The organism is Streptococcus mitis, from assembly GCF_902159415.1.
Lineage (GTDB): Bacteria > Bacillota > Bacilli > Lactobacillales > Streptococcaceae > Streptococcus > Streptococcus mitis_BG.
In genome coordinates this window covers 169,594-182,184 of record NZ_CABGJU010000001.1, presented here as the reverse complement: position 1 = coordinate 182,184, position 12,591 = coordinate 169,594, and the positions used below count along the sequence as shown (strand labels likewise).

The 12,591-nt window shown below is 39.0% G+C and carries 18 protein-coding genes; 3 read left to right on the top strand and 15 right to left on the bottom strand.

What is annotated here, in order from left to right; genetic code table 11:
• Positions 1–35: 35 nt before the first annotated feature.
• From FN031_RS00895 to FN031_RS00875, 5 genes are all read right to left on the bottom strand, one after another.
• Entirely contained in the window at positions 36–779 is a 744-nt protein-coding gene (locus FN031_RS00895) for an amino acid ABC transporter ATP-binding protein (protein ID WP_142556811.1), read from the bottom strand.
• Positions 779–1,579 (bottom strand): amino acid ABC transporter permease, encoded by an 801-nt coding sequence (locus tag FN031_RS00890; protein WP_142556809.1) that lies wholly within the window; start codon positions 1,577–1,579, stop codon positions 779–781. The genes FN031_RS00895 and FN031_RS00890 overlap by 1 nt, the downstream gene beginning before the upstream one ends.
• A 156-nt stretch (positions 1,580–1,735) precedes the next feature.
• Positions 1,736–2,092: a Spx/MgsR family RNA polymerase-binding regulatory protein gene (locus tag FN031_RS00885; protein ID WP_142556807.1), complete on the bottom strand. Its 357-nt coding sequence runs from the start codon at positions 2,090–2,092 to the stop codon at positions 1,736–1,738.
• 12 nt (positions 2,093–2,104) lie between these two features.
• On the bottom strand, positions 2,105–2,623 hold the full coding sequence (locus tag FN031_RS00880) for a methylated-DNA--[protein]-cysteine S-methyltransferase (protein WP_142556804.1): 519 nt from the start codon (positions 2,621–2,623) through the stop codon (positions 2,105–2,107).
• Complete coding sequence (locus FN031_RS00875; protein ID WP_142558575.1) at positions 2,616–3,116, bottom strand: GNAT family N-acetyltransferase; 501 nt, start codon at positions 3,114–3,116, stop codon at positions 2,616–2,618. The genes FN031_RS00880 and FN031_RS00875 overlap by 8 nt, the downstream gene beginning before the upstream one ends.
• 133 nt (positions 3,117–3,249) lie before the next feature.
• Between FN031_RS00875 and FN031_RS00870 the strand changes: the two genes are divergently transcribed.
• Entirely contained in the window at positions 3,250–3,690 is a 441-nt protein-coding gene (locus FN031_RS00870; RefSeq protein ID WP_142556802.1) for a DUF1836 domain-containing protein, read from the top strand.
• 4 nt (positions 3,691–3,694) lie between these two features.
• Positions 3,695–4,342, top strand: a complete 648-nt coding sequence (gene trhA, locus FN031_RS00865) for a PAQR family membrane homeostasis protein TrhA (protein ID WP_142556800.1) — start codon at positions 3,695–3,697, stop codon at positions 4,340–4,342.
• Positions 4,343–4,526: 184 nt separating this feature from the next.
• Here trhA and pdxT read toward each other — a convergent pair whose 3' ends face one another.
• From pdxT to FN031_RS00835, 6 genes are all read right to left on the bottom strand, one after another.
• Complete coding sequence (pdxT, locus tag FN031_RS00860; RefSeq protein WP_142556798.1) at positions 4,527–5,099, bottom strand: pyridoxal 5'-phosphate synthase glutaminase subunit PdxT; 573 nt, start codon at positions 5,097–5,099, stop codon at positions 4,527–4,529.
• Entirely contained in the window at positions 5,100–5,975 is an 876-nt protein-coding gene (gene pdxS, locus FN031_RS00855; protein WP_142556796.1) for a pyridoxal 5'-phosphate synthase lyase subunit PdxS, read from the bottom strand. It abuts the gene before it with no gap.
• A gap of 137 nt (positions 5,976–6,112) precedes the next feature.
• Positions 6,113–6,745 carry a Pr6Pr family membrane protein gene (locus tag FN031_RS00850; protein WP_142556794.1) on the bottom strand — a complete coding sequence of 211 codons (633 nt, stop codon included), beginning with the start codon at positions 6,743–6,745 and terminating at the stop codon, positions 6,113–6,115.
• Positions 6,746–6,747: 2 nt separating this feature from the next.
• Positions 6,748–7,086, bottom strand: a complete 339-nt coding sequence (locus tag FN031_RS00845) for a zinc ribbon domain-containing protein YjdM (protein WP_142556792.1) — start codon at positions 7,084–7,086, stop codon at positions 6,748–6,750.
• A gap of 142 nt (positions 7,087–7,228) precedes the next feature.
• The gene (cmk, locus tag FN031_RS00840) at positions 7,229–7,900 is read right to left on the bottom strand and encodes a (d)CMP kinase (RefSeq protein ID WP_142556790.1); all 672 of its coding nucleotides are present in this window, start codon (positions 7,898–7,900) and stop codon (positions 7,229–7,231) included.
• An 8-nt stretch (positions 7,901–7,908) separates the two neighbouring features.
• Positions 7,909–8,406 carry an SAG1386/EF1546 family surface-associated protein gene (locus FN031_RS00835; RefSeq protein WP_142556788.1) on the bottom strand — a complete coding sequence of 166 codons (498 nt, stop codon included), beginning with the start codon at positions 8,404–8,406 and terminating at the stop codon, positions 7,909–7,911.
• A gap of 45 nt (positions 8,407–8,451) precedes the next feature.
• Here FN031_RS00835 and FN031_RS00830 point away from each other — a divergent pair, with 45 nt between their 5' ends.
• Positions 8,452–8,649, top strand: coding sequence for a ferredoxin (locus FN031_RS00830; protein WP_075567870.1), 198 nt, complete (start codon positions 8,452–8,454; stop codon positions 8,647–8,649).
• A 212-nt stretch (positions 8,650–8,861) separates the two neighbouring features.
• Here FN031_RS00830 and galE read toward each other — a convergent pair whose 3' ends face one another.
• The 4 genes from galE to FN031_RS00810 form a co-directional block, all read right to left on the bottom strand.
• Positions 8,862–9,881 carry a UDP-glucose 4-epimerase GalE gene (gene galE, locus FN031_RS00825; protein WP_142556786.1) on the bottom strand — a complete coding sequence of 340 codons (1,020 nt, stop codon included), beginning with the start codon at positions 9,879–9,881 and terminating at the stop codon, positions 8,862–8,864.
• Positions 9,882–9,986: 105 nt separating this feature from the next.
• Positions 9,987–11,081 carry an NAD(P)/FAD-dependent oxidoreductase gene (locus FN031_RS00820; protein ID WP_142556784.1) on the bottom strand — a complete coding sequence of 365 codons (1,095 nt, stop codon included), beginning with the start codon at positions 11,079–11,081 and terminating at the stop codon, positions 9,987–9,989.
• A gap of 16 nt (positions 11,082–11,097) precedes the next feature.
• On the bottom strand, positions 11,098–11,895 hold the full coding sequence (locus FN031_RS00815) for a Nif3-like dinuclear metal center hexameric protein (protein WP_142556782.1): 798 nt from the start codon (positions 11,893–11,895) through the stop codon (positions 11,098–11,100).
• Positions 11,882–12,559, bottom strand: coding sequence for a tRNA (adenine(22)-N(1))-methyltransferase (locus tag FN031_RS00810; RefSeq protein WP_142556780.1), 678 nt, complete (start codon positions 12,557–12,559; stop codon positions 11,882–11,884). The genes FN031_RS00815 and FN031_RS00810 overlap by 14 nt, the downstream gene beginning before the upstream one ends.
• Positions 12,560–12,591: the final 32 nt, after the last annotated feature.

Here is a 12,591-nt window from a genome sequence, read left to right as displayed (position 1 = left end):
CTTAGCCAACTGAGTTTTTCTTATCTTCTATTATATCAAATATAGGTCCGTTTGTAACTAGCAAAAAACTCTTTTGTTCGTTCTTCTTTAGGATGGTTGATAATCTCATCCGGTGTTCCAGATTCAATAATCTTTCCTTTATCCAAGAATAACACCTTATCAGCAACCTGAGCAACAAAAGACATATCGTGACTAACCAAAATCATGGTTTGACCTGATCTTGCAGCATTGGCAATCGATCTTTCTACCTCCCCAACCAATTCTGGATCAAGGGCTGAAGTTGGTTCATCCAAGAGCAAGACATCTGGTTTCATGGCTAGAGCACGCGCTATTGCGACCCGTTGCTTTTGTCCCCCTGACAAGTGACGTGGATAATGCTGTTCACGATCAGAAAGCCCAACCTTAGCCAACTCTTCTTTAGCAATCTTAGTTGCTTCTTCGTCTGATAGTTTTTTAACGACAATCAAGCCTTCCTTGACATTATCAAGAGCTGTTCTGCGTTCAAACAAATTGAATTGTTGGAAAACCATGGACAGTTTACGACGAAGAGCCAGAATTTCCTCTTGAGTAATTTGAGAAAAATCGACTTTAAAGTCATCAATCTGAATACTTCCGCTATCAGGAGTTTCTAGATAATTGAGACTACGGAGAAAGGTTGATTTCCCAGCCCCTGAAGAACCAATCAAGGCAACAACCTCTCCTTTTTGAATATCTAAATTCAGATGATCTAAAACGGTTTGACCTGAAAAGGACTTGCTTAAATTTGAAATTTTAATCATTAGCGAAGCTCTCCTTTCACATCTGTTTCGATAGTATCTGGCGCGGAAATAGCCATTTTTCTTTCAATAAAGCGACCAAGATTTTCAATAGCGATATTTACCACCCAGTATACAAGGGCAACTGAGATAAAGCGTTCAAAGTAGCGATAGTCTGCACCACCCAAAATCTGAGCTTGAGCAAAGATTTCTACAACACCTGCACTAAAGGCTAGAGAAGTTCCCTTGGTCAAGCCAATCAAGGAGTTAATCAAGGTTGGAGTCGCTACTACCGCTGCATTTGGAATAATGACTCGACGATAAACTTGTACACGTGTCATACCAAGACTACGAGCGGCTTCAATCTCACCTGAATTTACAGAAAGAATTGCCGCACGGAGAGTTTCGCTGGCATAGGCTGCTTCATTAAAAGCAAAAGCCACAATCGCAAATGTTGCCGCTGGAATGGCATTAATGTTTAGAGAAGTTCCCCATTGTTGATTCAATGCTTTCAGAGCTAATGGAATTCCGTAATAGGTCAACATCAGTTGAACTAAAATTGGAGTTCCTTTTAGGAAACTAACAAAAAAGGCTTGTACTGGGTATATAAATCGAACTCGGTTGATTTTCACAATAGCAAAGACCAGGGCTAGCATGATTCCAAAAAAGGCACCAAATACTGTTAACATCAATGTTGTAGGTAATTGCTGTAGAATTCTTGGAATCCCATCAAAAACAGAACGCCAACTAAACAGTTTGCCATCCGGGATATATTGCATCAAATTTTGATACCAATCAGATGCTAAAATCGTTGTAACATTCATAGAAACATCCTCTCAAGATAATGATTCATTCTATCATACTTATGCTCTAATTAAAAATATTTGCTACGAGCATATCAGACTTCATCTATCTTCTAGTTTATCATACTTTAAAAGTGGGAGCTTATATATTTTATCTATCAAGTAGATAAGTAAAATCTATTTTAATGCTAACTCTTCGTATTCTTTACGGTAGCCAATCTGCTGAATTCGTCCATCTTTCACAAGAATTGGTCGTTTTAACAACATTCCATCACTAGCTAAGAGTTTAGCTGCTTCTTTATTAGATAAAGTTCCAACCTTATCTTTCAAACCAAGCTCACGATATTTTATTCCACTCGTATTGAAGAACTGTTTTAATTCAAATCCTGAAGTTTCTAACCAGTTTAAAATCACCGTTTCACTTGGTGTTTCTTCTACTATATGAACGTCCTTATATTCTAGTCCGAGTTGATCTAATTCTTTCTTTGCTTTTTTACAAGTTGTACATTTTGGGTATTCGATAAATTCTAACATTTTCTTCTCTTTCTATTCTTTTTCTTTCTTCTCTTTAAATGCTGCACCTTCATGTTTCAAGAGCCAAGCCTTCTTTTCGAGTCCCCAAGCATAGCCTGTCAGACGACCTCCAGCACCTAGCACGCGATGACAGGGTACAAGGATAGACCAGGGATTTCGACCTACTGCTCCTCCGACTGCTTGAGCAGAAGCTACCTGCAAGTCCTTGGCTATTTGTCCATAAGTAACAGTCTTACCAAAAGGAATTCCACGCAAATAGTTCCAAACTCTTTTTTCAAAGTTACTTCCGATAGGAGCTAAGGGCAATTCAGACAAGTCCGGATCTTGCCCCTTAAAATAGGTATCTAAATAGGAAATAATTTGATTTAAAATGGGATGACCTTCAACGACAGTTACAGCTTTTTCAGGTAATTCTCTCTCAAAATCGCTCTCTTCTTCGACCCATATCCCAAACAGATAATGGTTATCAGCTACCAGAGATAAGATACCAATCGGAGAACTATACAGCATCTTTACATACATTTTAGACATTTGATTTTACTTTCTGATAGGCCAAGCGTTCCCCGTCTACAGGAACTTTCCCAACTTGTTTAAAACCAAGCTTCTCAAAAATATGTTGCATGACTTTATTTTGATCGTGTGTATCAGAACGAAAATCTAGGTAATCAAAGCCTTCAATCAAGCCTTCCAAGAAGGTCTGAGCAACACCTTTGCCTTGCACATCACTAGCAACTGCAATACGGTGAAATACTAAGTATTCTGCCTCTTTTCCTTCCCAGTTGCCATCATAAATGGCTTCATAAGCTTTTTCTGGGCTCTTGGTAACTGCTGCATAGGCTAAGAGCTCTCCTTCTTCCAAAGCTACATAGGCTTGACCAGAGATAATATCGTCAATAATCGTCTCCGTATTTGGGTAGCCATTTTGCCACTGGGTACTCCCAGCATCTGCCAAGCATTTCTTGGCTTCCTCAATCACTTGCATAATTGCATCAACTTCGTTTGGAAAGGCTAAGCGAATCTCCATCATCTATCCTCGTTTCATACTATTTTCTCTCATCATAGCATAATTTATTTCTTTCTACAAGCACTTGAGACTTGACTTATAATTTCTATTATTTTATAATCTAGTTATGAAAACTAGATAAAAGGAGTTGGAAATGAAAACTACTTTTTCCTATCCAAAATGGGAAGAAATTCCAAATATCAATCTCTATCTGGACCAGGTTCTACTCTATGTCAATCAAATCTGTCCCCCAGTTTCTCCCGATAAAGAGAAAGGTTTGACAGCTTCTATGGTCAATAACTATGTCAAACACAGCTATCTGACAAAACCTGAAAAGAAAAAATACCAACGCAAACAAATCGCCCGTTTGATTGCTATTACAACTCTTAAGTCCGTTTTTTCGATCCAAGAAATTGCTCAAACCTTAAATACCCTACACACAGATGCTAATTCAGAAGAACTCTACAATGCTTTTGTGGATTATATGAACGAAGACATTGACCCAGACAATCCTATTATCCAAGCAAGTTGTCAAACAGTCAAACTCTATCATCAAACACTAGCACTCGTTTACACAGAATCTGAAAAGGAGTAAATAAATGAATACTAGTCTCAAACTTAGTAAACGCCTTAGTTTTGGAGAAGAAATTGCCAACAGTGTCACTCACGCTGTCGGTGCATTGGTGATGCTCATCTTACTTCCCATTTCATCAACTTACAGTTATGAAGTTCACGGATTTTTATCATCCATTGGTGTTTCAATTTTCGTTATTAGCCTCTTTCTCATGTTCTTATCATCAACTATTTATCATTCGATGGCTTATGGTTCGACTCACAAGTATGTCCTACGCATTATTGACCATTCCATGATTTATGTTGCAATTGCAGGTTCTTATACTCCCGTCGTTTTGACTCTGATGAATAACTGGTTTGGATATCTCATTATCGCCATTCAGTGGGGAACAACCATCTTTGGCATCCTCTATAAAATCTTTGCCAAGAAAGTTAATGAAAAATTTAGTCTCATTCTCTATCTCATCATGGGATGGCTCGTTTTGGCTATCTTACCAGCAATCATCAGCCAGACAACTCCTATCTTCTGGAGCCTCATGGTATCTGGTGGACTCTGTTACACAGTTGGAGCTGGTTTTTATGCTAAGAAAAAACCATACTTCCACATGATTTGGCATATGTTTATCTTAGCAGCATCAGCTTTGCAATATATCGCTATTGTTTATTACATGTAAAAAAGAGGCTGGGACAAAAGTTCTAGCCTCTCAATTGTCTTTGGATTGTCGAGCAAGACGCAGTGGTTGAGTGGGCTCTTCTACGCTGATTTCATCAGCTTTTACAGCCCTACTCAGCTGTGCGGAGGTAGGACGACGAAATCGAATTCAAACGAATTACCGATTTCGGTCCTACTCTCTTTTTCTATTTACACATATCGATAAAGTACTGGTGTAAGCGAACATCGGTTGTCAATTCCGGATGAAATGAGGTCACTAGCATATTCTTTTCTCGTGCTGCAACGATTTGATCATGCACTACTGCTAGAACATCAACATCTTTACCAACTTCACGAATAATAGGGCCTCGGATAAAGGTCGTGGGAATGTTGCCAACCCCCTTGCAGTCAGCTTCTGTATAAAAACTTCCTAACTGACGTCCATAGGCATTACGCTCTACTAGGATATCCATCGTCGCTAGATGACTTTCTTCCTGAGAAGTAATTTGTCTCGCTAGCAAGATCAAACCAGCACAGGTTCCAAAAACCGGTAAACCATTGAGAATAGCCTCTCTTAAGGGAGTCAACATTTGCTGATCTCGCAGCAATTTTCCCATAGTTGTAGACTCACCTCCTGGCAAAATCAAACCTGATAGCTCACTTCGATGTTGCTGAAAATCTTCTAGGTTTCGCAGTTCAATACTTTCAACTCCTAGTTGAGCAAGCATTTTCTCGTGTTCTACAAAGGCACCTTGCAAGGCCAAGATTCCGATTTTCATCTATTTTCCTCGCTCCGCCATGAGAATTTGGATCTCGTTCTCGTTGATACCTACCATGGCTTCTCCTAAATCTTCAGAGATTTGAGCCAGAATTTGAGGATTCTGATAATTGGTAACAGCCTTGACAATTGCTGACGCACGTTTAATAGGATCACCTGACTTGAAAATCCCTGAGCCAACAAACACACCTTCTGCACCTAGCTGCATCATAAGAGCAGCGTCCGCTGGTGTTGCAACCCCTCCAGCTGCAAAGTTGACAACTGGTAATTTTCCATTTTCGTGGACATATTGAACTAATTCTACAGGTACTTGGAGTTCTTTTGCAGCAACATATAACTCGTCCTCACGGAGGTTTTGAATGCGGCGAATTTCTTGATTCATCATACGCATATGGCGAACAGCTTGAACGATATCTCCTGTTCCAGGTTCTCCTTTTGTACGAATCATTGAAGCACCTTCAGCGATACGACGCAAGGCTTCTCCTAGGTCTTTAGCACCACAAACAAAAGGAACTTGAAATTCTTTCTTGTCCACATGGAAACGATCGTCAGCTGGAGACAGAACTTCGCTCTCATCAATATAGTCAATCTCGATAGCTTCTAAAATCTGAGCTTCAACAAAATGCCCAATTCGAACCTTAGCCATAACTGGAATGCTGACCGCTTCTTGGATTTCCTTAATCATCTTTGGATCACTCATGCGAGAGACACCACCAGCAGCACGAATGTCAGCTGGAATTCGTTCCAAGGCCATAACTGCTGCCGCACCTGCAGCCTCAGCAATTCTTGCTTGTTCAGGGTTTTGAACATCCATGATGACGCCACCTTTAAGCATCTGTGCCAAATTTTTATTTAATTCATAACGATTTTCAGTCATTTTTTTCATCCTCAATAGTTGTATTGGTAGCTACAATTTTATTGTAAGGTATAAAAGACTTCATAACAAGATAAAATAAATCGATTTGTCCGGGTACAATTATCTCTATAACAAAAAAGCACCCACATTGGGTACTTTTATTTCTTAGTTTTTTTAATGCTTTTGACAAAATAAAAGAGATATCCTGAAACCATGTAGGCAACAAAGATAGTGGCTGCCCATCTAAAGACAAAGCCCCAACCATGTTTGGTAGCATTCAAAAAGAAATAAGGGAAGGGACTATCCTTAGCATTAGGGACATCCATCTTTATAACAAAGCCGTTTAAAAGGGCAAAAATCATATAAAGCAATGGAAGGCTAGTCCAAAGCATGGGATCAACTAGCTTATATTGACGACTCTTATCAAAAATAATTGTATCCGCTAAAAACCAGAGTGGGACAATATAATGGCAAAGGAAGTTTTCCAAACGGTAAAAATCTGTCGTCAAGGGAGCTAGCATGAAATGATAGATGACACAAGTAATCATAATACTCATGGTGACACCACCTTTGAGACGTAGAATCCCAGAACTCTGCCAACTATCACCGCCACTACGCATCTTTATCAAAAGATAGCCTGTAAAAAGTGTGACCAAAAGGTTAGAAAGGACTGTATAGTAGAGTAACATGCCAAAACCACCATGCTTAGTAATTTCCAAATAAACACCAAGAAAGGCTGCTATAAATAAAAAGATACGACTATAAAATATTACTTTTTCATTTTTAATCATGATTAAATCTTCTTCACAAATTCTGATTTAAGCTTCATAGCACCAAAACCATCAATCTTACAATCGATGTTATGGTCACCCTCTACAATACGGATATTTTTCACACGAGTTCCTTTTTTGAGGTCTTTTGGCGCCCCTTTGACCTTAAGGTCCTTAATCAAGGTAACTGTATCTCCATCAGCTAATTTATTACCATTTGCATCGATAGCAACAATACCTTCTTCTGCTTCAACTTGTTCAGCAGGATTCCATTCATAAGCACATTCTGGGCAGATAAGAAGTGCTCCATCTTCATATACATATTCTGAATTACATTTTGGGCAATTTGGTAGTTGACTCATGTTATCTCCTTAAAATAATGATGATTATTTGATTGTCAAATTTTCATTAACAGCAACTATTATACCTTAAAATACCTTTTTTGACAAATAATCATGAAAAACCGATTAGCCCAAAAAGTGGTTAATCGGTTTTAAGTTATTCTTATAAATATTTCTGTGCTTCTGCTTTGATTTTGTCAACAACTTCTAAAATAGTAAGTCCTGTTGTATCTAAGTAGATAGCATCTTCTGCTTGCTTCAAGGGAGAAGTTTCTCGATGACTATCTTTATAATCACGCGCTGCAATCTCTTCCTTTAAAGTTTCTAAATCAGTTTCAATTCCTTTTGAAAGATTTTCCTTGTACCGACGCTCTGCTCGCTCATCCACAGAAGCTACAAGAAATATCTTTAATTCAGCCTTAGGTAACACTACCGTACCAATATCGCGGCCATCCATAACAATGCCACCTTGTTGAGCAATCTCTTGTTGAAGAGCAACAAGCTTCTCTCGAATAGCTGGTATCGCTGCAAAAGATGATACTGCATTGGTCACAGCATTTTCCCTAATAGGATGACTAACATCAACATCTCCAAGAAAAACCAATTGTTCGCCACTTTCAGAACGTCCAAAGCTAATTGGATATCGATCCAATAATTCAAGAAGTTGAGAACTTTGATCATGACTGATTTGATGTTGTAAAGCTAAATATGTCGCTGCACGATACATAGCACCCGTATCGAGATAAGTATAACCGAAGTCTTTAGCGATAATTTTCGCAACAGTACTTTTACCACTTGAAGCTGGACCATCAATCGCAATCTGAATTGTTTTCATAGTTGCTCCTATCTTATCTTAAGGACATCACCAGGATTTGCAAACCATGAACCTGTTGACATATGTGAAGGGTTCAAAGCTTCTAGTTGTGCAATAGAAATTCCAGCTCTAGCTGCAATTGCTGCTTCACCTTCTCCTGCCAATACAGTAATTGTACCTTCAGGATCTGTATGAGCCTCTGTAGTATTTTGTTGTTCGTCGGACTCAGTAGTAGCTACTGTAGTCGTTTCAGTCGTTGCTGTCGTTACAGTAGTTACTTCTTCAACTTTAGGATTTGCAGAATCATAAAAATCCTTCAAAGCTGATGTTCTATCACTTCCACCCGAAGATAGGTATACTAAAACAATAATCATACCTATAACAACAATAAAGAAAATGATAGCCAGGGTTGTTAAAATGTTATTCGCTGTAAGAAAAGCCCACTTTCCACTTCTAGAATGGCGCTCACTTCTCGACTCTTCCTTGTTTTCCTCATAAATATCTTCTTGCCATGGTTCTTTTTCCATACCTTACTCCTTGTGTTTTTTCTATTTTCTTATTACAATATAAATATGAAAATCACACTTATACCTGAACGCTGTATTGCATGTGGACTTTGCCAAACTTATTCAGAACTATTTGATTATCATGATAATGGCATAGTACGCTTTTACGATGACCCTGATCAATTGGAAAAAGAGATTCCCACTAGTAATGACGTTCTAGAGGCTGTTAAAAATTGCCCAACACGTGCTCTGATCAAAGATTAAAAGTAATTATTTGGGATACCCAATTATTTTATTCCACTCTCTCTAGTTTAGCATATTTTTCTAGAAAATTATAGTCTTTTTAAAGACTTATTTTATTCTATTTTTATTTATTGTATAAACATTTTAAAAACTATAAGGCTTTCTAGTTATTGCTTTCTAATGACCGTTAAAAAAGAGGAAATTCTTCCTCTTTTTTATATATAACTTTATGTTTAATCTTCAAATCCATTTGGATGTTTGCTCTGCCAACGCCATGCATCTTCACACATTTCTGTAATACCAAGGCCTGCTTCCCATCCGAGTTCTTCCTTAGCTTTTGCTGGGTCTGAGTAGCAGGCTGCAATATCACCAGGGCGACGTTCAACGATACGGTATGGAATTGGGCGCCCAACAGCTTTTTCCATATTTTGGATAATTCCAAGAACTGAGTATCCTTTTCCAGTACCAAGGTTATACACATTGAGTCCAGAGTCTTTTTGAAGCTTCTTAAGGGCGGCAACGTGTCCTTTTGCTAGGTCAACGACGTGGATATAGTCACGAACACCTGTTCCATCTTCAGTATCGTAGTCATCTCCGAAGACTTGAACTTGTTCTAACTTACCAACTGCGACTTGTGTTACATACGGTAGAAGGTTATTTGGAATGCCGTTTGGATTCTCTCCTAGGTCACCACTCTCATGCGCCCCAATTGGGTTGAAGTAACGAAGTAAGACAACGTTCCACTCTGAATCTGCTTTATGGATATCTGTCAAGATTTCTTCCAGCATAAGCTTGGTACGGCCATAAGGGTTGGTAGTTGAAAGTGGGAAATCTTCTAGGATTGGAACAGTATGTGGATCTCCATAAACTGTTGCTGATGAACTGAAAATAATATTTTTGCAGTTATTTTCTTCCATTGCCTTCAAAAGGCTAACTGTACCGGCAATATTGTTATCATAGTAGGCAAGAGGGATACGAGTTGACTCACCAACTGCCTTCAAACCAGCAAAATGAATCACACCTGTTGGCTCTTCATGTTTGAAAATGTCACGAAGTGTATCTGTATCACGGATATCAGCTTCATAAAAAGGAATCTCAACTCCTGTGATTCTTTCTACCACTTCAAGGCTTTTACGATTACTATTAGATAGGTTATCCACTACAACAACCTGGTGGCCAGCTTCAACCAATTCAACTACTGTATGAGTTCCGATATAGCCAGCTCCACCTGTAACTAAAATCTTTTCTTTCATCTTTTTCCTCTATTCTTGAATTATTTTTTTCATTTTACCATTTTTGATAGGGAAAGTCATTTACTATCCTAATCCTATCGTAAAAACTAGGTAAAAAGTTTACGATTATTTCTCTTTAATATATCTTTCAGTCGGATAATCCGCTGGATCCAAGACTCCACTTTTCCCTTGAAGCATTTGGGCTAGGTGATAACCTATAATGGGTCCAGTTGTCAATCCTGACGATCCTAATCCACTCGCAACAAATACTCCTGACAAGTTTGGCACTTGTCCGAAAAACGGCGAAAAATCACTCGTATAAGCACGAATCCCCACACGTTCACCACTTATCATTGCATCTTTTAAGCTAGGATAAAACGAACTTGCTGCTTCAGCCATTTGTTGGAGCAAATTCTCATCAACTGTTAGGTCAAATCCCATGTCATTTTCATGGGTAGCTCCTAGAGATAACTTACCTCCAGGAAATGGTATCAAATCCCACTCACCTTCCGGCATAACTACAGGGTAAGCTCCCATGTCTTGTGGCACTTGGTAATCTCGGAGTTGACCTTTTTGTGGGCGAACATCCACCTCATAACCTAAAGGTTCTAGTATATCTCCCAACCATGCTCCTGTCGCAAGAACAACTTGGTCAAATATCTGATTTTTAATCTGATAACCTGAAGATACAGGTATTATAGTCACCCTATCTTTAATCACCTTAACCTGACTAGCTTCTAGCAAGCGAGTCACCAAGAGTTGTCCATCTACTCGAGCTCCTCCAGAAGCATAAAGTAATCTCTCAAATCCCTCTAGACCAGGAAATAAGTTACTTGCAGTCGCTTGATCTAAAATGGCTAATTCCCCAATCAAGGGAGATTCATCTTTACGTTGCAAGGCTAGTTTATAGAGTTCTTCCAACTTAGATTCATATTTTTTCAAGAGAAAGACTCCCGAGCGTTGATAAAAATCAACCTCCTGTCCAGACTCTTGTAAATCATTCAACAAATCGATATAGAAGTCTGCTCCCAAACGCGCCATCTTGTACCAAACTTTATTGCGTCGTTTAGAAAACCAGGGACTGATAATACCAGCTGCTGCCTTTGTTGCCTGCCCAAGCCCATGATCATAGACAGTCACTTCTACATCAGCTTCTTTAGAGAGATAATAGGCAGTTGTCGCCCCTACAATACCTGCTCCAACAATGGCTACTTTTTTCATTGTCTATACCTTCTAACTAGATATGATGGAATGGATTGGTGGACGCTTGACTTGCGATAACCTCTAGAGACCAAGCATTCTCTTCCTTCCATTCATTCAGGAACTCTGCAATTTTTTCAACAAAGAGAACTTCAATATAGTGGCCTGGATCCAGAGCCAACAAACCGTCTGACAACATATCCTGAGCTGTATGATAATAGATATCTCCAGTGATATAGACATCTGCTCCTTTTGCTAAAGCATCATAGTAGAAAGACTGCCCACTGCCGCCACAAATAGCTACTCTTGAGATTGTTTTTTGCAAATCAGTCTCTTTATAATACACCATACGAAGGCTATCTAGACCAAATACTTCCTTAAGATGACTAGCAAATTCTTCAAATGTTTGAGGTCTAATATTGCCAATACGCCCGATGCCACGTTCAGGACCTGTTTCCTGCAGATAAGTTGTATCCTCAACACCTAACATCTGGCAGAACCAGTCGTTGAGGCCATTTTCAACGATATCAATGTTAGTATGGCTGACGTAGACTGCAATATCATGCTTGATAAGATCAATATAAATCTGATTTTGAGGGCGACTAGCTACCAAGTCCTTTATCGGACGGAAGATAGGCGCGTGCTTAACGATAATCAAATCTACACCCTTTTCAATAGCTTCTGCCACTGTATCTTCACGTATATCAAGGGCAACCATGACTTTTTGGATGTCCTTGTCCAAAGTTCCAATCTGCAGTCCACGATTATCGCTTTCCATAGAAAATTCTTGAGGACAATAGGTTTCATAACGCTTAATTACTTCACTTGCTTTCATGGAGCACCTCCTTGATGGCTTGAATTTTATCTACTAAAACTTGACGTTCTTCATGATTTTTTTCTGGGATTTGACTAAGGGCAAATTCGAGCTTACTTGCTTCTCTTCGCCACTTTTGGACAAATACGGGGCTAAGTTCTTTAGATAGAAAAGGACCAAAACGGGTGTCACTTGCTGATAATTTCATTTCTCCAGCTTCCACAACTAGAATCTCGTAAAATTTTCCAGCTTCCTCTAAAATACTTTCAGCTACAATCTGAAATCCATGCTCTTGTAACCAACTACGTAACTCATCTTCACGATTATTAGGTTGAAGAATCAATCGCTCAACATTGGCTAGTTTATCCAAACCCTCTTCTAATATCGTTGCAATCAAACGACCACCCATTCCTGCAATAGTGATAACAGAGACCTGGTCACTTTCTTCGAAAGCAGCCAAACCATTTGCTAAACGAACCTGAATTTTATTAGCTAATCCATGACTTTCAACATTTCTAACTGCAGATTGATAGGGACCCTCTACAACTTCACCCGCGATGGCAGCTTCAATATGACCTTTTTCAACTAATTCAATAGGTAAATAAGCATGGTCGCTACCGACGTCCAGCAAAACAGCTCCTTGGGGAACAAAAGAAGCAACTGTTTCTAATCTCTTTGAAATCATCTTCTCTCACTTTCAAAAACTCTATTTCCCTT